Below are 20757 nucleotides of genomic sequence, written 5' to 3'. Positions count from 1 at the left end.
TGAACCTAACATTGATGACAGAGTCTGGATCCTGCGTTATCCACCAGGCCTCGAGTGCCGCCCGTTCATGCTTTGAAAAATTCCTAGGGAACGATTCACGCCACGGTCGCGGTAGTTCACCAGGACGTCCGCGCCCGCAATATTGATATCGGGATCGTGAGTCATGTCCTGGCCGCGGAAGAATTCGCTCGCAAACTTCTTTGAGAGATTTCAGCTTCGGCGGGACTGTATCCTGCGTCTACACTTCTACAATCACTACCGGGGAGCCAACTCCGCCATCGAAGGCCAGCCACCAGTCACCAGGCTGCCCATCCTCTTTGGCTATCATGACTCGCCCTCTATCGAGGTCAGCCGGCCAGGGAAGACGGAACGAAGGTACCCCTGGAAATCGAAATTCTGATCCTGTCCACACTTGGGCCAGTGGTTTATCGGATTGGCCTTGAACCGTTGCCGCTGCCGACGGCGATGGCGCTACTCAGGTAGAATGTACGGACCGTCGTAGTCGTCCGGCACCGTGCTCACATCCACAATCTGTCGCAACCTTGGGAACCCGAAAGCCGCTCGCGTGTCGTCAATCATCTCTACAGTCACGTCCTCTGGGTTCTCGCACAGGCGAATGCATTTCAACCCGCTACCAGGCTCAATGAAAACTGTCGCAGACGACGGTATCTTCGCCTCGTCGAACGGCGCATCGGCAACAGAAAACAGCCAGTCGACCTGTACTGCATCAACGTTTACTATTTGCTGATTGGCCGCCAAGTCAACAGCCTGGATACGCTCATCAAGTTCAAACCAATATTCACCTATAGCGAAATCCACAAAGCCCGCTTTTATGCTGACTATTTCGGCTGCCCGCGACAGCGATGCAATCAAGGTAAGATGAGACGCTATCTTCTGCTGCTCGGGCGGAACCGATCCATCGGCGAGCTGGGAGATGGCGACCTCAAAGCGCGAGGTAGCGTCTTCGTCCCATATGGGAGCGTTGCCATCTCGATCCGAACGCTGTTTGCTGACTATCCCTGTCCATGCCGTGAAACCATAGCCCTCGGGCACGGAGTAGAAATTCCAGTTCCCTCGGTAATCTTTGTCATCCTCCAGGGCTAGCGCCGCTGCCACCCCTTCTTCATCCACGCCGCATAGTGGATGATCGCCGGAATCGCCGTTCAGCTCCCAGGGCCGGATCCAACCAACCGAGGAAAGGACTGTGAGGAACGAGGAAATCTGACGCACACCTGCATAGAAATTTCCTGGCGCACCCTTAACTTCAATACGGACCCTCATCTGTCCTCCTGATTCAACCTAGAAGCCGTCACAAATCGGGTACATGGTCCGAGAATCATCCTACCCTAACACTACTGCCCGAAATTTTCAGGGCGAATCGGGGTGAACTCGGGGAATCTCCTCTTGAAGTCGTCCAGTGACACGAAATCAATCTTCCGAAGTATCTCTGACGGAATACCTGAACGCACACCAAGTATCCTTCTCGCCAGGGCCGGTGTGTCCGTTCGGTTAAAGACGACGGCATAGCGATTATCCGTTCCAACCCCGAATTGGACGCCCTTGGACTGCAGTGTTTCTACCTGCTTCGCAACACTTTCGATCAAGCTCTTGACCTGCGGAGGCAAGGATTTGACGTTCGGATTCTTCGCAACAGACTTGAGCGCACCTTCAAGCGCTTCCGCATATCCCATCTTGGCATCGCCATAGATTCGCTGCTTGCCCGAGTATCCTGCAACGTCGAATTTGACGACACCTTTATTGGCGATCTTTTCAGGTACGCCATCCACTTTGAATGCGTATTCGGCCGGGACTCTGCTGGTCCATTCTTGAAACATCGCCCAGAAGCGTTTTCCGCCTGTGTTCTTGTTGGTGATCCCTTCGCCCGCTTTGCCCCATTGCCCTATGTCTTCGGGGTGCCGTGGCAGGGTGGTGGGGTCGTTGATGAGCGGCTTCTGGTGGGGACGACCTTCGAATCCGCCGACGGATCGAGTTCCGTTGGTGTCGGGTTTCGGCGCAGGTGATTCAACCTTGGGAGTTTCGGGTCCGGGCCCGCCGCGCGGTCCCGTAACACTCTTCGCCGCGTCCGCGCCTGCCTTCTCGGATGCGGGTGTCGCGTTGAACGGCTTGTCACCTGATGTCGGAACCTCGACGGTCTTGGTGATGTCGGTATCGCTTGTCGGAACGCGTGATCCAGCCCTGTCGGCTTCGATGGCGATCTTCTCCACGGTGGCGGCTGCCGCTTCGGCGGTTCGGCGGTCGACTCCTGGGGTGGTGGCGAAAGCTGGTTTGTCAGGTTTCGGCATAGCGGGGGCTTCTACCCGTGCAGCGGGGGTCGGTGGCTTGGTCGTCTCGTGGGTGGCTGTCCCTGCTGCGGCGGCGGCAACGGCGGCGGGGGTGTTCTTACCTGCCGATTTCGCGGCTTCCTTCGTGACTTGCAGCGATTGTTCGGCTGCGGTCACCCGCGCTTGCGCTTGTTGAATTGCCTGCGCCCATGCTTCGGGCTTCGGTGCAGTCGCGCCGAGGTCGACGAGGCGATTGAACTCACTAACGGCTGCCGCTTTGCCTGCTTTGCTCAGAGCTGTAGTGCCTTTGGTCCCGACGATGGCGGTGAGGACGTTGGCGACGACTTTGCCGCTGGCGTAGGCGCTGTCGCCTCGTTCGAAGTCGTCGGCGGCGACCATCGCACGTGCGACTTGCTTCCATGCGTCCCTGACTGCAATTCCATCGTCACCGAGCCCGACCAGCGGCGCCATCGCCTTTGCCGTATCAATCGGGTGTGCAATCGCTTGCACGGTACCTTCGACTGCATCGACAGTTCCCGTTCCAACACCAGCAACAAAGGGCACCACTTTAGTGATCGGTGCGACGAACGGTTTCGGTTCCGGTTTGAAGGGCACACCCGTTGCAGGACCTATGAATGTTGTTGGCGTTGCGGTAGTCGCGGCAGGATCGGGCAGGTGCGGCCCCATAGAGTTGGTCGGCGACGCGGCGAGGGTTTGCGAGAGCTTCGCTGCGCTCAACTCTGCCAGAGCCTGTGTCGCTGATCCGGTCGAAGCAGGTGCATCATCTGTCTGTGGGCCCGTTGCCGTTCTCGTGAGCGCATTCTGCGTCGCGTCCAGGCTGCTGCTGGTATCGCGTTGCTCGCGGGCCTCCCGCGCCTTTGCCTCCGCTTCTGCAGCCGCGCGTAGGTTCGCCTCGTACTGGACCTGGTTACGCTGCTGCGTAATACGCTGCGCCTCAACGGCAGCTTGGCTTCCCGTCCCACCTGTCACGGTGGGGTTCCATGTGGGCTGCTGCCCCACAGGCGCCGTTCCTGCCGGGTTGATCGTGTTCAGCGTCCCCAAGGTCTCAGAGCGGATCTTCTGATTCTGCTCGGCGGGAGAATTACCCGGCGTATACGGTCCGACCTGAACACCTGGGCCCGATGTCGGCGCGAATGCATCAGCGGTCTGCTGCGCTTGAACGGTGTTCTTCGTCTGCTGCGGCGGCTCCATCTTCCGCGTCGAACCGTCGTCGTAGACCAACGTCCCATCAACACGGCACTCCACCACCTTCGGAGCATCCGCAATCAGCGGATACAACGCACCTTTGTTCGGCTGAATATGCTGGGTGATCGTCGAAGTCTGATCATCAATCTTCTCGACGCTGTACCAGGTCGGCTGATCCCGCCCCAACGCGTCCTTCGCCCATGGCGTCTTAACCAGGCGAACATCCTCACCCGTGCGGGTGTTGACCACCACAACAGAACCATCCGCTCGCTCCACCAGTTCCTCACCAGGACCAGTCGCAACATCAGTGGTGAAATTTCCCGGTGAATCGGGGGTCGCCATGATGTACCACGCCTTCGGCTCCCCACCCTCCAGATCAGGCAGGGTGAAGGTGACGTATCCGCCGTTGTCGGCGTGGACGTCCACGTCGGAGGTGGTGACGTGCACTTCGCCGGTGTTGGCGACTACCTGGCCTGCTTCGAGGTTCTTGAGGGTGAGCGCATCCAGGGCGGAGGTGAGTGTTTCCTTCGCGCCTTCGCGGGCGAGTTCGCCGGGCTTGGTCGCCCATTCCACCAGCCCGTAGGCCCAGCCGACGAAGGGCACCGCGGCGGGCGCGTGGGTGGCCGCTGAGCCGGCTGCGGCCACAGGATCAGCGAGAATCTGCTCAGGGGTAGCCGACGCCACAGCACGACCGGCACCTGCGACGGGGCTGGTGACGTTCGACAGCAGCCCCGTCCACGCGCGCACGGGGTCACCACCGACACCGATCAGAGCGGCATTGCCGGCGATGGTGTTGCCGAACCGGTCGACGGCGCCGCCGACGAACCTGCCCGGAACCGAGACCACCTGACCGACCGCACTCTCCGCGATCGACTGCGCCTTCGAATCCTCACCCGACCATCTACGCCCGGCCGCCTTCTTGCGCGGCTGCTCCCGCAGCAGGGTGTTCGGGGAAGCGAGCATCATCATCGCTGTCGGAACACCAGTGGGGTCGAGTCCGAGGATGTTCGTCGCATGACCGTCCCGCACAAGCTTCTGTGCCTGCTCGCTCGTCGGATCGATAAGAAGCTGGTCGCCGACCTTGATCCCGTCCGGGGTCACCTGCGCTGCCAGTTGCTGGCCGCGGGCGGTGATCTGCTGCGGAACCGAGACGGCCGAGCCGGCTACGACACCCAGCCCGTCGGCGGTCACCTTCGCGGCGCGCCCCGGAGCACCGGTCACACCGCCGGCAGCGGAGGCCGCACGCGAGGCAGTCGACCGCACACCCTGCGCCACAACACCACCCGCCACCGCTCCGCCAGGCAGCGTGGAGAAGTAGTCGTTGACCGGCACCATCGCCTCTGTGCCCGCGTTGATCGCCGCGGCCGCCTGCTGCCCGGCCACCGCGACCCGCTCATGCACCACACCCGCAGCGCGGACCAGCTCATCCCACTCGCTGCGCAACCCCGAGTATTCGGTGAACGGAACGTTGACCTTGATCCACACCTTCTGCATGTGCTCGAACACCGCCCGCGCCCGCGCTTCGAGGGGCTTCAAAGCTGCTTGGGAGGCATCGAGTTCGCGAGCGAGTTCCTTGATCCCCGAACCGACTCGGGAGTACGACTCCACCGCCGCGCCGAGTTGCATCGCCAACTCGCCGGGGACTCGGCCGCGGAAGAATTCGCCCTCCACACCGACGAACTCGGGTACCTCGAGCCCACGAACCCGCGCATGCGCCGACTCCGCCGCCTCCGCGAACCCCAGATACAGACGGGCGTGATCGAGGACCTCGTCGACGCTCACCCCCGGCAGCGTGAACACGGCCTCCGGGAACCCGCCGACGATCAGGTCACCGAGCAGCTCAAGCTCCCCGACGATGCCGTCGCCAGGAGTGATGTCGAGACTCATGCGGGTGCCTTCCTAGGCTTGGGGCGTCGGAACTGACGGAGGGTTGGATAGTGGTCCGGTTAGATCAGGCCGTAGCCGCGAAGAAGCTCGTTCTCCAACTGCGGCAGACGGTTCCGGTCATAGCTGCCGACACTGACATCGACCCCCGCCGTCGTCGAGTTGTAGCGCATGGCGGTGTACCAAGCGATTCGGTAGAGAGGAGGCTGGTTCGCGCCGCCCGCGACCTGGAAGGTGACTGCTTCGGTGGGGAGCCCGCACGGCCCCTTCACCGTTCGCCGGGACAGGATCTGCACGCCGGCCAAGGATGCGTCGGCCAACTGCGCTGAGGTTGTGATCGAAGGCTTGAGGACGCCCGCGGACGCGTTGAGGCGATCCTGTCCGGCTGCATCGCGTAGTTGTCCTAGGTCGGTGGCTCGTGCGTCCTTGGGTAGGCCAATGTCATGCCAGCCGGGCGCTGCGGGGATTTCGACCTGGAGATGTCCTGCTTTGCCCAGCACGATCGCTGGCTGGGTCGCGGCGCGGCAGCCGTTCGTGATCGGTGCAGCTTCGGCGGGCGCGACGACAGCACCAGCGATCGCGATACTAGTCAGCGCCGCTACCGACAGCCGCTTGGCAAGGGTGAAAATGGAGGACATCAGCTCAGTGACCCTTCGATAGACAACGACAGGACGCGGCCGCGCAGGCACAGCGCGGCCTTCAGGACTATGACGAGCTCGTGAGCACAGTCAGTTGCGCGACAGCGCAGAACGCACCTGCGACCGCATGTCACGAACCTGCTCGGTGTTCGTGCCGAGCGCGGTCTTCATCTGACCCAGGATCTCGCTCACCGACGCCGCCGCGTTGTTCCACTTGGTCTGCACATCGCGGTAAAGCACCTGCTCATCCGCGTTCCACTGCGACTCCACCGACGCCACGTACCCCTGCAACTGCTCCAGGTTCGCCTCCAACGCCGCGACAATCGACGCCAGATCATCACCGGCCGTCTCCGCGCCACCCTCGTCGTACGCATACATCTCAGACATGATCATCTCCTCATAGGAAGGCTCAGACGCAGCTCACGGAAGTCCGTGGCTGCAGATCAAAAGTCGGGCTCGAAAAGCCCCAGAGTCAGCGGAACTTCGCCTGATCCCACGCCATACCCCGAGCCGCCTGCTCAAGGTTCGCCGCCTGCTGCTGCTCACCGGAGGTGTACAGCTGCCCCGCCTGCCCCACCGACTCACGAATCGTCGTCAACGCCGCATTGAGCTCCTTGAACGAAGCATCCCACCGCGTCGTCAACTGATCCCACGCGATGAACGACTGCCCCTTCCACGACGCCGGCAACGCCTCCACCGCGGAGACGAACCTCTTGCCCTGAGCGTTCAACGCCCCCGACACCTGCTCGATGTTGGTCGCGTGCGTGGTCACCGCATGATTAGCGACTGAGAAACGAGTACCCATGGCCGTCGTGCCCCTCCGGGAATCTTCCGGGGCAAGACACCCCAGGTTGAATTTGCGCAGGACACTACAAGCGGTTACGACCGTTCGCAACAGTTACCGCAACCAACGTACCCTTCGTCACATCAAGTAGCGAGAGCTGAATCCGCGCGATAAGGTCGCCGCGATCCATATGAAAATCTCAGGTTTGCTGGAGCGGCGCTCCAGCGGCCCCAGAACCAGCGGGGAGCACGCCGTGGCGAAACATGCGGTACGTCACAACCGATCTCAAGGTACGTCCGTGCTTCTCTCGCGAGTGCGTGCCGCCGCGGTCGGCTCCGTGGCGGTGTGCACAGTCGCCGCGTGCTCGACCTCCTCAGCACCCTCTCAGACGGTGGAAGCGGGCGCGCAGCCCTCTCAGGTCAGTGCCCAGGGTTCATTTCCCTACGCCGTGCCACCCGCTCCCGGGGTTCCGGGGCTTCCCGTGGTCGCAGCCACGCCGAACGGTCCCGGCGGGCCGGGCGGACCCGCGAAGCCGGCCGCACCGGCCGCCGAGCCTCCCGGGGCCGGACAGCCCACTCTGCCGCAGGGTCGATCGGTGACGAACGCCTTCGTCTCGAAGATCACTGGCGCCCAGTCGTATTCTCACACCGACAAGAACTGGGGCGTCGCCGGCGCGGCCTGGGCCGTGCCGTTCGCGGACTCGCGGGGACGAACCCTCGTCGCCTTCGGCGATACGTTCGGCGGCCCTCGCGCGACCGGGGAGCAGGCCACGACTCCGCCGCTGGTTGACGGTAGCGGATTGAACGTGCCGATCATTCCCTCGGCGGTCAAGATCCCCGTGCCCGACATCCCGTTGATCAACATTCGCGCCGGCGGCCAGCAGGGTTCCGGATCCGGCAGCGGCGGCTCGGGCAGCTCCTCGGAGGGTTCCGGCGGCGGCACCGGGCAGCAGAGCCCCGGCGTCGGTTGGACCGGGACCACGGGACCGACGGGATTCGACTGGAGGTCCAATTCGCTCGCAGTGGCCGACGTCTCCAATCCCTCGGCGGGAATGAAGATCACCTCGTTCATCTCCGACCGCCCCGGCCACGCCAAGGAGATTCTGCAGAGCGCGAAGGCGAAGGGTGCCGAAGAGACCGTCATCCCGACCTCCGGGTTCGCGATCGGCGACCGCACCTTCCTGACCTACACCTCCATTCGGAACTGGGGCCCTTCGTCCGGGCAGTGGGTGTCGAACTATTCGGGCATCGCCTACTCGGACGACGGTGGCTCCACGTGGTTCAAGGCCCCGAAGGCCGTCTGGCGCAACTCCGAGCGGAACACGGCCTTCCAGATGACCTCCGCCGTCGTCGTCGGCGACGAGGTCTACCTGTACGGGAGCCCGCCCGGCCGCATCGGCGGAGTGTTCGTGTCGAAGACCAAGACCAAGGACGTCCTCGACTCGTCGAAGTACAAGGTGTGGAACGGCGGCGAGTTCTCCGCCGCGGAGAAGACCGCCCCGTCCCCCCTCGCCTGGGGTGCACTCGGCGACTTCAACGTCGCCTATCATCCCGGCGTTCAGCGGTTCGTGATGGTCAATACGGACATGGTGCGCAACGCCATCGTGATGCGTCAGTCCGCGTCGGCGCTCGGCCCGTGGTCGGACCCCGAGATCATCGCCTCGGGCACCGACTACCCCAGCCTCTACGCACCGCGGGTCCTCCCCGGTTCCTCGGGCAACGATCTGTACTTCGTCGTGTCTCAGTTCAATTCGTACAACACGTACCTGATGCACACGAACGTCACCAAGCAGAATCCCAAGCCGCCGGCGCAGTTGGCCCCGGTCACCCTGCCCGGTGGAGCGCAGGTCCCGTCGATCCCGGTCCCGGACGTGGGCCAGAGTCCGCTCCCGAACGCGCCCTTCCTCCCGCCCGGGCCGGCACAAGGGGCGCCCACCGGGCCGACCAGCCAGCTACCTCCCACCACCGGCAAGCCCGCACCCTCGTCGTCCACCGCGACGTCGCGGGCCGCGTCCTGACCGTTCCTGCTCCGCATCACGCCATCTCGACCGGAAGGGCCAAAGCCGATGACCTCCTCGTTCTCCCAGTTCCCGCTTGACGACCTGCTCGACGCGAGCAGCAGCCTGCGGGTGGTATCCGCGTCGCTGTCGGCCCCGGCACGCCCCGCCGTCGCCGGCGCAGGAGCGGAAGCAGGTGCGGCGGTCAACGCAGCCATGGCCGGTCATGCCGAGGTCGGCGGGGTCTTCACCCAGCAGCTGATCGCGAATATCGCCGAGTTCGGCCGCGCCGCCGACGGTATCGCCGCGCGGGCATCGGCGTCGGACATCGCCGGCAAGGCCCTGTTCAACCGCGTGCAGGCGTGACCGGACACGCGTCGAACGGCGCACACCGCACCTCCGCCCGGTCGGGGACGTTCCGTGGCTGAATTCGTCCGGGTCACCGTCGTCGGCCCGGAGGACAACGCCGCCGACGTCACCGCGCCGCTCGGACGCCCCGTCGCCGAGGTCGTCGACCAGGTCGCCGCCGTTCTCGGTCTCGATCCGTCCGACGAGACCGGATGGCAATTCGCGTCGGTGGCGGCCGGTCCTCTCGCCGCGCACGGGAAGCTCAGCGACTACGGCGTCGTGGACGGGGACATGCTCTACATCGTGCCCGCCGCGAGCGAGGTCGCCGCACCGGAGATCTTCTCCGCGATCGACGTGGTCGCCGACTACGTCGAGGACGAGCGCCGGATGTGGACCGGCAACGCCCGGCATTCGGTCGTCGTGGGCTACGCGGGAATGCTGGTCGTCGTCGCGGCCGTCGCGTTCGCCGTCACGGGGGGCCTCGTCGCCGGCGCATGCGCCGCCGCGATGGGCGCGTTCATCCTCGCCACCTACGCAGCTCCGGAGCCGGCCCGTCACCTCGTCTGGATCACTCCGATCTGCTTCGCCGCCGCGTCGGCGGCGGTGTTCCACGCGTCCCCGTGGCCACAGGTCGTCCTCGCCACCGTCGGCGGCGGACTGTGCGGAATCGCCATCACGACCTTCGTCCTGTCACCGGCCCGGTGGGCGATCGTCGCCTCGTCGTCGATCGCCGGCGGAACCGCGATCGCCGCTGTGATCGCGATTCGATTGGGAGTCAACGCCACCGCGCTCGCGGCATGGATCTCCCCGGTGCTCGTCATCGGCCTCGCCTGCGCCGGACGGCTCTCGGTGGCGTGGTCGGGACTGGGCGGCGTCGTGGCCCGCACCGAGGAGGAGTCTCCCGCCGCCTCGTACGAGGCCGGACGTGAGCGCCCCGGTCGCCCCGAGATCGTGCGGCGGGCGGTCATCGCCACCGACCTCCTCGACGGGATCGTGTGGGCGTGCTGCGCGAGCGCCGTGGGAGCGGTTCTCGTGCTCGCGATCACGGGCGTCTGGGAGCAGGCGGCGTTCGGCGCCTACATCGGACTGGCCTTCCTCCTGCGGAGTCGAAGCTTCTCGGAGGTCCGGCACGTCGCGCCGATCATCGGCGTCGCAGTGACGAGTGCGTTCATCGTGCCGGTCGCCCTGATCGGCCAGCGCATCGGGGAGTCGGCACCGTTCATCACCGCGGCCGCGACCATGGTCATCGCCCTGCTCCTCGGCGTGATCATCCTGTTCCTCGGCTATTTCGAGCTCCCCACCGTCACCGGCGCACGGCTGGCTCAGCTCTGGAACATCGTCGATGCGCTCGTCCTACTGGGGCTGATTCCCATGCTGTTCTGGGCTCAGGGCATTTACCAGTACATACTTGGTACCGACCTGGGGCGCTGATTGTGACTTCGCACCCATCCAGCCGGCGATCCACACTCCCGCCAGCACCGCCGCCGCGGCGATCGCCGCGATCGCGACGGACCACAGCACGAGCATCACGACCGAAGCCGTCGACCGCGGGGGAAGTTTGCCGTTCAGGACCGCGGCAGTGGTCAGTTTCGTACGGAGCGAATGCGCCTGCAGAATCCGCTGTCGTTCCGACCGTTCCCAGTGCACCCGCTGCGCCCGCTGACGCGAACCCGCTACCTGATCGTCGACCTGCATTCCACAACGGTATCGCGTGCACGACCCCGAGAGGCCACTCCGTGACGAAATCGACAGCCCGAGCGCCGCAGCATCATTCGGCACGCTTCACCGGTGCCGTCCGCGGCATCGCCATCGCGGTCGCGCTGACCGTCGTCCTGTCCGGATGTTCCGCGCGCCTGACGCGAACACCCGACGCCCCCGCTTCCTCGGCCTCCAGCGCGCCGTCGGCGCCGCGTGCGGCGGCAGCGATGGCCAAGTGGGCTGCCATTCACAGCGGCCCCTACCTCACCCCGACGACGGCGCTGGAATCCTACTCCTGGGCCGCCCTGGTGATGGGGAAGAACGCACCACGCTGCCAACTCGGCTGGGCCACACTGGCGGCCATCGGGCGCATCACCTCCGACCACGGGACTTCCCGGAGTCACAGCCTCGGGGACGACGCCGTCGTCCGGCCCTCCTTCCGCGAGGCGCAGAAGCCGGCGGCGAAGGACACGGACGGCGGATTCTACGACGGCGACGCTTCCGCGGACCTTCTCATGGGCCCACTTCTGTTCGCCCCCACCGTGTGGGAGCAATGGGCCATCACCGCGAGCTCCGACACGAGCATGCCGCCCAACCCCGACAATCTCGACGATGCCGCCTTGACCCTCGGACGCCTGCTCTGCGGCGCCGGCGCCGACATGTCGACCCCCGAAGGCTGGCAGAAGGCCGTCGCCTCGTACAACCCCGATCCCAAGTTCATCGAGGCGGTCAACTTCCAAGCCAAGTCGTTCACCGACTGAAGCGCCACTACGGCAGAAACGAAGATCCATGTCGGTCACAATCTTCCGCCGGCCCGCCCGCGGGCGTGGCCCCGAGCTGAACGTCGCTCCCCTTGACATCCCCGCCGTCCCCGCCACCGCCCGTGGCGCGGGCGGAATATCGACCGTCGTCCGCGCAGTGCTCCCGCTCGGCGCGGCGATCGGCGCCGGGGCGATGCTGTTCTCCGGCAACAACCCGATCCGGATGCTCGCCGGCGTCGCCATCATCGCCTCCATGGTGCTCGCCGCGATCGCCAGCGTGATCTTCGCCCGCACGGGTAGCCGTCGGGAAGCACGTGAGGCCCGCCTCGGGTACGTCGACTACATCGGGCGACTCCGCGTGGGTATCGACCAGGACATCCTCGACTATCGTGCCGCGATGGCGTGGCGCCACCCGGCACCCGAAGCCCTACCGCAGATCGCGGTCAACCGCCTCCGACTGTTCGAACGACGCCGCGGCGACATCGACTTCCTCGTGGTCCGCATCGGTGAGGGCATCGGCCCGATAGCGCGTTCCGTCACCCTTCCCGGCGCCTCCGGCTCCGCCGCGCCACCCGATCCGGTCGCCGCGGCGCATGCCGACAGGCTCCTGCAACGCGCGGAGTCGGTCATCGGAGTACCGGTCGCCGTCCGGCTCCGCGGCACGGTCTCGGTGCTGGGCGAGGGGCATGAGACCGGACGGACGATCACGGCCCTCGTGCTCGGCGCCGCCGCTCTTCACGCTCCCGCCGATGTGCAGATCATGCTGTGCACCACGCCCGATGACATCGGCACACCCCCCGACCCCGTCACCGGGGCAGGCCGATTCGACTGGATGAAGTGGCTCCCGCACACGGCCGACCCGGGGCGCTTCGACGGCCCCTTCCCCGCCCGCCGCATCACCACGGATCCGGACGAGATGCGGACGCGGCTCGTCGAACTCATCTCCGCGCGCATCACCGCTCTCAGCGACCGGGGCCACCGGTCGCGTTCGGAGTCCGCATGGGACGGCCCGACCCTCGTGGTCATCATGACCGAAGCGGCCCGCATCGGCAGTGGCCTAGGGGCGGGCACCGATCCGGCCGACCTGCTACCTCCGGGAGTCTCTCCCGAACAACTCGGGATCTGCTTCGTGACCGAGACACTGCGCCGCGTCGATGAGCCGGGACACGTCGATACCCGCGTACGCGTCTCCCCGACGGGCGAGGTGGATGTGACCGACCTGACGGGCGTCCTGACCAGGCTTCTCGGCGGCGACGACTCCGACGCTGACGGTGAGCCGGACACCACCGACGGCGCTACCGCCGTGCGGAGCTCGCGATCCGCCTACGACGGTGACGACGGCAGGATCTCCGCGGCATCGATCAACGGGATCGACCTCGACAGTGGACCGGGATGGGTGAAGCGTCTCATCCTGGGGACGGACCGCGGGACCGTCGACGCCTGGACCCTCGAGCTGGCCACCGTCTGCGCCAGGCGACTCGCGCCCCTGCGCCTCGTCGCGGACCCGATCCCGTCGAGTGCCCTCGAAGCCACCTTCGACCTTCCGTCCCTGCACGACATCGGTGATCCCGCCGACCTCGACCCGGCGGCACTGTGGAGCACGCCGAGACCGCTCGGAGATCACCTCAACGTTCCGATCGGCGCGGATGCGGCCGGCGCGCCGGTTCGCCTCGACATCAAGGAGTCCGGCCAGAACGGGATGGGGCCGCACGGCCTCTGCGTCGGCGCCACGGGATCCGGCAAGTCCGAACTCCTTCGAACGCTCCTCACCTCCATGGCCATCGCGCACCCGCCGGATCTCCTGTCGTTCGTCCTCGTCGACTACAAGGGCGGGGCCGCGTTCGCCGGCTTCGAGCGCCTTCCCCACACCAGCGCCTCGGTCGACAACCTGGCCGACGATCTCGGGTTGGTCGATCGCCTGCACGACGCCCTTCTCGGTGAGCTCCAGCGGCGTCAGCGCGTCCTCGCCGATGCCGGCAACCTGCCGAACGTCACCGAATACCAACGCCTGCGGCGGATCCGGCTCGCCGATCCCACTGCGGAGCAGCTGCCACCCCTCCCCGCGCTGTTCGTCGTCATCGACGAGTTCGGTGAGATCCTCTCGGCCAAGCCCGACTTCATCGATCTCTTCGTACAGATCGGGCGAATCGGCCGCTCGATCGGCGTCCACCTCCTCCTGTCCACTCAGCGTCTCGAGGAGGGCCGCCTCCGCGGTCTCGAATCACATCTCTCGTACCGGATCGGGCTGCGGACGTTCACGGCGCAGGAGTCCCGGACGGCACTCGGTGTGTCCGATGCGCACACCCTGCCCGCCGTGCCGGGCTCGGCGATCCTCAAAGTCGACCCCGACGTCTTCACGAGGTTCAAGGCCGCGTTCGTCTCCGGCCCGTACCGGCCCAGCGTCGAGCGCGTGCAGAGCGAGGCCGCGCCGGAGGTGTCCCGGTTCGAGTTCTCGCCCGTCGCGGAGCATCCCGGCCGCCATTCCGCAGCACCCACGCTCGCCCCGACCGACACGACGACGCTCGACGTCATCCTCGATGCGCTCGATGCGCCCGCACTCCAGTCCCGCCGCATCTGGCTGCCCCCACTCCCGGCGGCCCTGCCCCTCGACCAGGTCGGCGCAGGCTCGAGCCACTCCGTGGACGGCCTCGCAGTCGCGATCGGCCTCGCCGACGAGCCCAAACGGCAACGTCAATCACCGCTCACGGTCGACTTCCGGGGAACGTCGGGCAACGTCTACATCTCGGGCGCCCCGCAGACCGGCAAGACGACGACACTGCGGACCATCGTCGCCGCCGGCGCGATCAGCCACCCGCCGGCGACCCTCGGGTTCCACGTCATCGACGCGAACGGAACGGCGCTCGCGGACCTCGAGCGTCTCCCCAACACCGGGAGTGTCGCGACGCGCTACGACGGCGACCTCGCACGCCGGATCGTGGCCGATCTCCACGGCAGTCTGGATTCCCGCGAGCAGTTCTTCGCGTCGCGCCGAATCCAGGGTATCGCCGACCTCCGGGCGCGCATCGCGAGCGGCGAGCAGTTCCCCGAGATCGTGACGGCCGACATCGTCCTCGCGATCGACGGCTGGGCCTCCTTCAAGGAGAACCACGAGGATCTCGTCGACGTGGTCCAGGACATCGGCAACCGCGGTCTCGCGCTCGGTATCCACGTCGTCATCGTCGGTGGGCGATGGGCCGACCTCCGGATGTCGATGCAGGCGGTGATCGGCACCAAGATCGAGCATCGCCTCAACGATCCGCTCGATTCGACGATCGGCCGCGCACAGAACGCGCTGATCCGCGCCGATCAACCCGGCCGTGTCATCACGACGGACCCCCTCGGCGCGCAGGCCCAGATCGCCCTCCCGCACCTCTCCTCCGACTCGGGCTTCGACGAGGTCGTCGAAGTGGCGCGGCACCGCGCCGCGGGGCAGGCCATGCCGCCGGTTCCCACCCTCCCCGACGCGCTCGCCTATCGAGGCTTCCGCCCCGGATTCCCCGAGCGCGAGCCGCTCCTCGTCGGCATCAACGAGACCGACCTCGCCCCGCTCGTCCTCGATCCGACGACGACCGACCAGCACCTGCTCGTCATCGGCGAATCTCGTTCGGGGAAGACGAACCTCCTCCGCGTGATCGTCGAGGAACTCGTCTCGACCCACACCGACGAGCAACTCGTCATCGGCCTCTTCGATCCCCGGCGCACACTGCAGGGCTTCGTCCCGGACGACTACCTGGGCGGATACGCGGGATCGCCGCCCGCGGCCGGAGCCCTTGCGGCGGGGATCGCGGAGGAACTACAGCGGCGGCTCCCGCCGGAGGACCTGCAACAGCGGGCGGCGCCGTTCACGGGACCGCACATCTACCTCATCGTGGACGACTACGACCTGCTCGCGTCCGGCACCTCGAACAATCCGTTGGCCCCGCTGATCCCGTACCTCCCCTACGCGGCCGACATCGGACTGCACCTGGTGGTCGCCCGCCGTTCAGCGGGCATCAGCCGCGCGCTGTACGACAGCGTCGTCGGCGGAATCCGCGAGCACAACGCCACGATGGTGCTGTTCTCCGGCGACCGCCAGGAAGGCAGCCTGGCGCCCGGCGTCCACCTCACCCATCAGCCGGTCGGCCGCGTGCGCATCATCCGTCCCCATTCCGCACCGATTCACGCCCAGACCCTGCTCCTCGAGTCCGACTGACCGGTCACCCCCTCATCGCTGCCGCGCCGAGGCGTCCGACACCATCTCCGGGCACGCCCGCCCGGCCCGCAGTTCGTAGTGCCACACCTCGTTCGCGTACGTGCGGCACAACCCGAACCGCTCCGAGTAGCGGTCCATCCAATACGCGGCCTCCGTCGGCCCCACGTCCACCGCATCGCCCGTCACGTGCTCCGAGGTCGCCGGTGTCGCGACCAACCGCGCCGCCTCCTCCGCACCGTCCCGCCGCACGGCATCGTCGTAGAGGTACTGCTGATACCGCTTCGACCGCCACCCCGACGTGAGGTGCATCGCGACGCCCTCCTCGGCCGCCGCGCGTGCCGCCGACCGGATCGCCTTGCGCAGCTTCGGGTCGAGCCTGGTCACCGCCGGCACATCCGCATCCACCGCCACCCTGTCCAGCACCACCCCGTCGGCCTCCCCCAGCTGCCCGACGGTGCCCGTCTCCGCTCCGCCCGGTATCCCCGGGAGCGTCTCCGAACACGCCGCGATCACCGCCGCCACCGCGACGAGGACGACCAGCGCGGCAGCCGATTTCGTGAGTAGATGAGCCATGTCCTCACGATGGGCCGCCCACGTCCCGGTACCGTCGCCGACGGTCCGCGGTCCCGTCCCGGTTGTGTTTCAAACGCCACAGCGCCGGCGACCTGTGAGTAGTCTCACCGGTCGCCGCGCTGCGACGGCTCGGAGGCGGACGTAGCGTTTCGCCATGGCAGAGAGCACATTGACTGTTGTCGTTCCCGCCTACAACGAGGACGAGGTCATCGAGGAATGCCTCGAGCGACTGCTCGCCGAAGGTTCCGAGATCGACGAGATCATCGTGGTCGACAACAACTCGACAGACCGCACCGTCGCCCTGGTGGAGGCCACCGCCGCAGCGAACCCCGTCGTGAAACTGATTCGCGAGAACCGGCAGGGCCTGGTGTGGGCCCGGAACGCGGGGCTCGACGCCGCCACGTCGTCGGTGATCGCCCGGATCGACGCGGACACCGTCGTCGCTCCGGGATGGGCACGGCGCCTGCGCACGTTCTTCGACACCGACGACGGCCGCGGCTTCGACGTCGTCTCCACCCTCGGGGAGTTCCGCGGGCTCCCCGGCCGGCGATTCCAATCCGCCCTGAACAAGTGGAACGATCCGTTCGGGCGCAACGAGAAGCGCGCGCAACGGGTGAGCTACTGCTTCGGCCCGAGCATGGCCTTCCGTGCCGAGACGTGGCGCCGGATACGGCCGCACGTCGCGATGCGCAGAGACGTCTTCGAGGACGTCGACATCGCCCTCTGCGTCCAGGACTCGGGCGGGGAGTGCGCGCTGATCCGGGACGTCGTGGTGGAGGTCTCGCCGCGCCGCTTCTACACCGGCGTCGGCAGTTACGCGACGTACGCCGCGTACCTGCCCCGCACCTTCTGGATCCACGGCCGGCGGGGAACGGCCACCTGGCTGACGGCCGCGCTCCCGCTGACCGTCGGCTTCCACGCGGCGCGGCTCGCCGTCCTGCGCGGCCTCGGCGACGGCGGCTTCGCGTTGCGGAACGTCTTCCGAAGCACCGGGGCGGAGCGCGAGCGACCATGAGGCGACCGCCCCCGGCGATCCTGGGCGGGCTCCTCCCGGTCATCGTCTACTTCAGCGCCACCCGCCTGGGCGGCCTCTCGCAGCTGACCGGCGTCGTGCTCGGCATCGTCACGGGGCTGGTGATCGTGACCTGGCGGATGTTCGTCACGCGCCAGGTCGGGCAGCTGGAGCTGTTCACGACCGCCATCCTCGCGGTGGCCCTCATACCGTCGCTCGTCACCGGAGAACCGCGGATCGCCCTTGCGGCACAGTCCATCGACGGCTTCTTCGCGGCGGCGTACTTCCTCGTCTCGGCGTTCACCCGCAGGCCGCTCGTAGCGAGCATTCTCGGGCCGATGTACGTGAAGGCGCTCAAGGTGGAACCGACGGCGTGGGACCGCTGCCTGGACGAGTCGCCGCGGTTCCGCAGCCGGATCCGGTGGATGAGCGTGGTCTGCGCCGTCACCGCGGTCACCGGATCGTCGGCCGGCCTGTACCTCGCGCTGCACTACCCGATCGACACCGTGGTCCTCGTCGGGCCGGTGATCGGCTTCGTCCTCGTCCCGCTGGCCCTGCTCGTCATCAAGCTGGCGGACCGGCCCCTCCGCGCGGAGCTCCGTCGTCCGGTGGACCCCCACCCTGCCTGAGGGCCGAGCGCGTCACCAGCGCAGCGTGAGCTCGCCCCCGTCGGCGAGTGCGGCCCAGCGCGGGGCGAAGTCGTCGTAGCGGGCGAAGATCCGCTCGCGCAGGGCGGGATCGACGTCCGCGTCCTCGAGGGCGCCGGGCCACGCGGGCTCCGGCTTCCGGTGCCCGCGATCCACCTCCCACAGCGCCGCGGTCAGCGACGCGAGGTACTCCGAGCGCGCCATGTCCGCGGATTGCGCGGCCGTCGGCTGCCGCTTGCGGCGGGACGCCTTGCGGCGCTCCCCCGGGTCGGCGGGCCAGAACAGCCCGTCGAGGCCGTTCGCGTCGGCGATCCGTCCGAACACCCCGCCGCGCAGGCCCGCCTCGGCCTCGACGATGAGGTGCGCCGCGTCGTGCGGCACCGGCGGCCGACCGCCCGGGCCGCCGCGGGGCGCCAGCTCGGGGCCCTTCGCGCGCGTGATCCGCACGTCGTACCCGTTCCGGCGCTTGACGAACGTGACCTCCATGCCTCCAGGGTGCGTCGCACACCGGGCCGCCGCAACCGGTTTTCGACGGGCTGCGGCCCGCGGCCGCGCGCAATACAGTGGCGGCATGTCGATGCGCGCCCGCCCGTCCCTGTCCCTGCTCGGCGCGGCGGTCCTCGCCACGACGGCCGTGGTCGGCGCCCCGCCGGCGCACGCCGCCCCTGCCGCGCCCAGCTACGTAGCGCTCGGCGATTCCTACTCCTCCCTCCCCGCCGACGCCACCGTCGGCGCCTCGCAGCAGGAGCGCGCGTGCGGGCGGTCCACGCACAACTACCCGAAGCTGGTGGCCGCGTCGCTGGGCCTGGCCCCGGACGCACTGCGGGACAACACCTGCGGCGGCGCCAAGACGCGGGACGCCTTCGCGAGCCAACACGCCGGCTCCGCGAAGACCGGCTACTACGACGCCGCGCCGCAGCTCGACGGGATCACCCCCGCCACGAGGCTCGTCACCATCTCCCTGGGCGGCAACGACGGCGACCTCTACTCGAGCATCCTCGAATCCTGCGCGGTGGCACCGCGATCGGCCGCGGTCCGCTGCACCGCCGATCAGCGCACCCGCCCGGCCCGCCTGTCCGACGGTGCCGTCGCCTCCCGTCTGGCGCAGATCACCGCGGCGAACGAGCGCATCATCCGCGCCGTCCGCGAGCGCTCGCCGCGGGCGCGGATCCTCGTGGTGGGCTACCCCGCCGTGTTCGCCGGCGACCGGACCTGCGCCACGATCGCGCCCTTCCGCTCCGCCTCGATCCCGTGGATGCGCAGCATCCTCACCGAGCGGCTCAACGGCGCCGTCCGGCGGGCCGCCGTGAACGCCCGCGCCGAGTACGTCGACATGGAGGCACCGTCGAGGGGCCACGAGCTGTGCAGCGCGCGACCGTGGATCAACGGTGTCGACGAGGTGCCCCGCGCCGCCGCGCTGCACCCCTTCCCCGAGTAGGGCGAGGCGGTCGCCACCGCTGTCACCGCCGCCGTGCGGGCGTCAGGCCCGCGCCTGTAACCGCTCCCGCGTGGCCTCGTCGGCGGGCAGGAAGGTCTCCAGGTGCAGCTCGTCGACGGTGGCGTCGTGCGGCGTGAGCACGGCGCTGACCACGCTGAACAGCCGCAGCGGCGCACCGTCGGGCATGCGGAGGACGAGCTCGACGACGGGCCCGGACGGCCCGGGTGCCGGGCCGCCGCCCGGATACTCCCGGCACTCGGCGAGCAGCGCCGCCAGCCGCGGATCGGCGGTCCGGTCGGCGCGCGCGGCCACCTGGTGCAGCAGGTGCTCGCGCCAGGCCCCGAGGTCGACGATGCGCGGCGCCAGCCCGTCTGGGTGCAGGCTCAGCCGGACGACGTTGACCGGCGGCTCCAGCAGGTGCGGCGCGCAGCCGGCGAGCAGCGGGGCGACGGCGTCGTTGGCGTCCACCAGGTCCCAGTACCGGTCGAGGAGGACCGCCGGGTAGGGCGCGTGCGCATCGAGCAGGGTGCGGAAGGAGGCGAGCACGCCCGCGGCGTCCGCCGGGCTGTCGTGGCGCGGGGCGAAACCGCCTGCCACAAGAAGGGCGTCGCGCTCGCGTGGCGGCACCTCCAGGTGGTCGGCGAGCCGCAGGATCATCTCGGCGCTCGGCCGGGACCGCCCCGTCTCGACGAAGCTCAGGTGCCGCCCGCTGACCTCGGCGCGGCTCGCGAGTTCGAGCTGGCTGAGCCGCCGCCGCTGCCGCCAGGTGCGCAGGAGCGGCCCCACCTCGATCGTCGTCATGCTCGCGAATCTATCCGCGCCGGGGAGGCGCCACCATTACCTCCGAGGTAATCGCCAGAGTTCGCGATCGGCGGCAGACTCGGCATCGTTCCCATCGACCCCACCGAGAACACCTGGAGGACACCATGAACCACGTCGTCGACGCCTACCTCGCCACCTGGAACAGCACCGACCCGCAGGCCCGCCGCGACCTGCTCGCGCGGCACTGGGCGCCCGGGGCCACGTACACCGATCCGATGGCGGAGGTCGCCGGGACCGAGGCCATCGGCGCCGTCGTCGCCGGCGTGCACGAGCAGTTCCCCGGCTTCGAGTTCACCCTCGTCGGCGAGCCCGACGCGCATCACGGCCAGGTGCGGTTCCAGTGGGGCCTCGGCCCCGCCGGCGCGGAGCCACCGGTCGTCGGCTTCGACGTGGTGACCGTCGGCGCCGACGGGCGCATCGCCACCGTCGCCGGCTTCCTGGACCGCGTCCCCGCCTGACAGACGGCGATGGCCCCC

General features: G+C 67.8%; 17 protein-coding genes. 9 read left to right on the top strand and 8 right to left on the bottom strand.

Going from position 1 to position 20757, the window contains the following annotated elements:
• Positions 1-471: 471 nt before the first annotated feature.
• The 5 genes from ACLQ3K_RS04385 to ACLQ3K_RS04365 all read right to left on the bottom strand — a co-directional run bounded on the left by ACLQ3K_RS04385 (position 472) and on the right by ACLQ3K_RS04365 (position 6815).
• Positions 472-1281 carry a hypothetical protein gene (locus ACLQ3K_RS04385; protein ID WP_425997318.1) on the bottom strand — a complete coding sequence of 270 codons (810 nt, stop codon included), beginning with the start codon at positions 1279-1281 and terminating at the stop codon, positions 472-474.
• Between the two features lie 71 nt (positions 1282-1352).
• Positions 1353-5375 (bottom strand): hypothetical protein, encoded by a 4023-nt coding sequence (locus ACLQ3K_RS04380; protein ID WP_425997316.1) that lies wholly within the window; start codon positions 5373-5375, stop codon positions 1353-1355.
• Positions 5376-5434: 59 nt separating this feature from the next.
• Entirely contained in the window at positions 5435-6010 is a 576-nt protein-coding gene (locus ACLQ3K_RS04375) for a hypothetical protein (RefSeq protein WP_425997314.1), read from the bottom strand.
• A 90-nt stretch (positions 6011-6100) separates the two neighbouring features.
• Entirely contained in the window at positions 6101-6403 is a 303-nt protein-coding gene (locus ACLQ3K_RS04370; protein ID WP_425997312.1) for a WXG100 family type VII secretion target, read from the bottom strand.
• A gap of 79 nt (positions 6404-6482) precedes the next feature.
• A complete protein-coding gene (locus tag ACLQ3K_RS04365) occupies positions 6483-6815 on the bottom strand; it encodes a WXG100 family type VII secretion target (protein ID WP_068627341.1) in 333 nt (110 codons plus the stop codon).
• Between the two features lie 574 nt (positions 6816-7389).
• On the opposite strand from ACLQ3K_RS04365, the gene ACLQ3K_RS04360 reads away from it, so the two are divergent.
• The 5 genes from ACLQ3K_RS04360 to eccCb all read left to right on the top strand — a co-directional run bounded on the left by ACLQ3K_RS04360 (position 7390) and on the right by eccCb (position 15789).
• Entirely contained in the window at positions 7390-8811 is a 1422-nt protein-coding gene (locus ACLQ3K_RS04360) for a DUF4185 domain-containing protein (protein ID WP_425997310.1), read from the top strand.
• Positions 8812-8859: 48 nt separating this feature from the next.
• The gene (locus tag ACLQ3K_RS04355) at positions 8860-9156 is read left to right on the top strand and encodes a hypothetical protein (RefSeq protein ID WP_068526633.1); all 297 of its coding nucleotides are present in this window, start codon (positions 8860-8862) and stop codon (positions 9154-9156) included.
• 54 nt (positions 9157-9210) lie between these two features.
• Positions 9211-10569 carry an EsaB/YukD family protein gene (locus tag ACLQ3K_RS04350; protein ID WP_425997307.1) on the top strand — a complete coding sequence of 453 codons (1359 nt, stop codon included), beginning with the start codon at positions 9211-9213 and terminating at the stop codon, positions 10567-10569.
• 305 nt (positions 10570-10874) lie between these two features.
• The gene (locus ACLQ3K_RS04345; RefSeq protein ID WP_425997305.1) at positions 10875-11597 is read left to right on the top strand and encodes a lytic murein transglycosylase; all 723 of its coding nucleotides are present in this window, start codon (positions 10875-10877) and stop codon (positions 11595-11597) included.
• A gap of 28 nt (positions 11598-11625) precedes the next feature.
• A complete protein-coding gene (gene eccCb, locus ACLQ3K_RS04340; protein ID WP_425997303.1) occupies positions 11626-15789 on the top strand; it encodes a type VII secretion protein EccCb in 4164 nt (1387 codons plus the stop codon).
• A gap of 12 nt (positions 15790-15801) precedes the next feature.
• Here eccCb and ACLQ3K_RS04335 read toward each other — a convergent pair whose 3' ends face one another.
• Positions 15802-16362, bottom strand: a complete 561-nt coding sequence (locus ACLQ3K_RS04335; protein ID WP_425997301.1) for a M15 family metallopeptidase — start codon at positions 16360-16362, stop codon at positions 15802-15804.
• A gap of 154 nt (positions 16363-16516) precedes the next feature.
• On the opposite strand from ACLQ3K_RS04335, the gene ACLQ3K_RS04330 reads away from it, so the two are divergent.
• Both ACLQ3K_RS04330 and ACLQ3K_RS04325 read left to right on the top strand, forming a co-directional pair.
• The gene (locus ACLQ3K_RS04330; RefSeq protein WP_425997299.1) at positions 16517-17377 is read left to right on the top strand and encodes a glycosyltransferase family 2 protein; all 861 of its coding nucleotides are present in this window, start codon (positions 16517-16519) and stop codon (positions 17375-17377) included.
• Positions 17374-18003: a VC0807 family protein gene (locus ACLQ3K_RS04325; protein ID WP_425997297.1), complete on the top strand. Its 630-nt coding sequence runs from the start codon at positions 17374-17376 to the stop codon at positions 18001-18003. Before ACLQ3K_RS04330 ends, ACLQ3K_RS04325 begins: the two co-directional genes overlap by 4 nt.
• A gap of 12 nt (positions 18004-18015) precedes the next feature.
• On the opposite strand, the gene ACLQ3K_RS04320 is transcribed toward ACLQ3K_RS04325, so the two are convergent.
• On the bottom strand, positions 18016-18507 hold the full coding sequence (locus tag ACLQ3K_RS04320) for a hypothetical protein (protein WP_425997295.1): 492 nt from the start codon (positions 18505-18507) through the stop codon (positions 18016-18018).
• 85 nt (positions 18508-18592) lie between these two features.
• Here ACLQ3K_RS04320 and ACLQ3K_RS04315 point away from each other — a divergent pair, with 85 nt between their 5' ends.
• Positions 18593-19459: an SGNH/GDSL hydrolase family protein gene (locus ACLQ3K_RS04315; protein ID WP_425997293.1), complete on the top strand. Its 867-nt coding sequence runs from the start codon at positions 18593-18595 to the stop codon at positions 19457-19459.
• Positions 19460-19501: 42 nt separating this feature from the next.
• Here the strand turns inward: ACLQ3K_RS04315 and ACLQ3K_RS04310 are convergent, their stop codons facing one another.
• Positions 19502-20260 carry a helix-turn-helix domain-containing protein gene (locus ACLQ3K_RS04310; RefSeq protein WP_425997291.1) on the bottom strand — a complete coding sequence of 253 codons (759 nt, stop codon included), beginning with the start codon at positions 20258-20260 and terminating at the stop codon, positions 19502-19504.
• Positions 20261-20385: 125 nt separating this feature from the next.
• Between ACLQ3K_RS04310 and ACLQ3K_RS04305 the strand changes: the two genes are divergently transcribed.
• Complete coding sequence (locus tag ACLQ3K_RS04305; protein WP_425997289.1) at positions 20386-20739, top strand: nuclear transport factor 2 family protein; 354 nt, start codon at positions 20386-20388, stop codon at positions 20737-20739.
• Positions 20740-20757 lie beyond the last annotated feature (18 nt).

Origin of the sequence: Tsukamurella sp. DT100 (assembly GCF_049844855.1) — a bacterium.
Classification (GTDB): Bacteria; Actinomycetota; Actinomycetes; order Mycobacteriales; family Mycobacteriaceae; genus Tsukamurella.
Note: the sequence above shows the minus strand (reverse complement) of the source record. Positions and strands in the feature narration are given on the sequence as shown.

Bases quoted from the DNA above. Each gene is read 5' to 3' on its own strand.
- ACLQ3K_RS04385 (WP_425997318.1), bottom strand. From the start codon at position 1,281: ATGAGGGTCCGTATTGAAGTTAAGGGTGCGCCAGGAAATTTCTATGCA.
- ACLQ3K_RS04380 (WP_425997316.1), bottom strand. From the start codon at position 5,375: ATGAGTCTCGACATCACTCCTGGCGACGGCATCGTCGGGGAGCTTGAG.
- ACLQ3K_RS04375 (WP_425997314.1), bottom strand. From the start codon at position 6,010: ATGTCCTCCATTTTCACCCTTGCCAAGCGGCTGTCGGTAGCGGCGCTG.
- ACLQ3K_RS04370 (WP_425997312.1), bottom strand. From the start codon at position 6,403: ATGATCATGTCTGAGATGTATGCGTACGACGAGGGTGGCGCGGAGACG.
- ACLQ3K_RS04365 (WP_068627341.1), bottom strand. From the start codon at position 6,815: ATGGGTACTCGTTTCTCAGTCGCTAATCATGCGGTGACCACGCACGCG.
- ACLQ3K_RS04355 (WP_068526633.1), top strand. From the start codon at position 8,860: ATGACCTCCTCGTTCTCCCAGTTCCCGCTTGACGACCTGCTCGACGCG.
- eccCb (WP_425997303.1), top strand. From the start codon at position 11,626: ATGTCGGTCACAATCTTCCGCCGGCCCGCCCGCGGGCGTGGCCCCGAG.
- ACLQ3K_RS04335 (WP_425997301.1), bottom strand. From the start codon at position 16,362: ATGGCTCATCTACTCACGAAATCGGCTGCCGCGCTGGTCGTCCTCGTC.
- ACLQ3K_RS04330 (WP_425997299.1), top strand. From the start codon at position 16,517: ATGGCAGAGAGCACATTGACTGTTGTCGTTCCCGCCTACAACGAGGAC.
- ACLQ3K_RS04325 (WP_425997297.1), top strand. From the start codon at position 17,374: ATGAGGCGACCGCCCCCGGCGATCCTGGGCGGGCTCCTCCCGGTCATC.
- ACLQ3K_RS04320 (WP_425997295.1), bottom strand. From the start codon at position 18,507: ATGGAGGTCACGTTCGTCAAGCGCCGGAACGGGTACGACGTGCGGATC.
- ACLQ3K_RS04315 (WP_425997293.1), top strand. From the start codon at position 18,593: ATGTCGATGCGCGCCCGCCCGTCCCTGTCCCTGCTCGGCGCGGCGGTC.
- ACLQ3K_RS04310 (WP_425997291.1), bottom strand. From the start codon at position 20,260: ATGACGACGATCGAGGTGGGGCCGCTCCTGCGCACCTGGCGGCAGCGG.
- ACLQ3K_RS04305 (WP_425997289.1), top strand. From the start codon at position 20,386: ATGAACCACGTCGTCGACGCCTACCTCGCCACCTGGAACAGCACCGAC.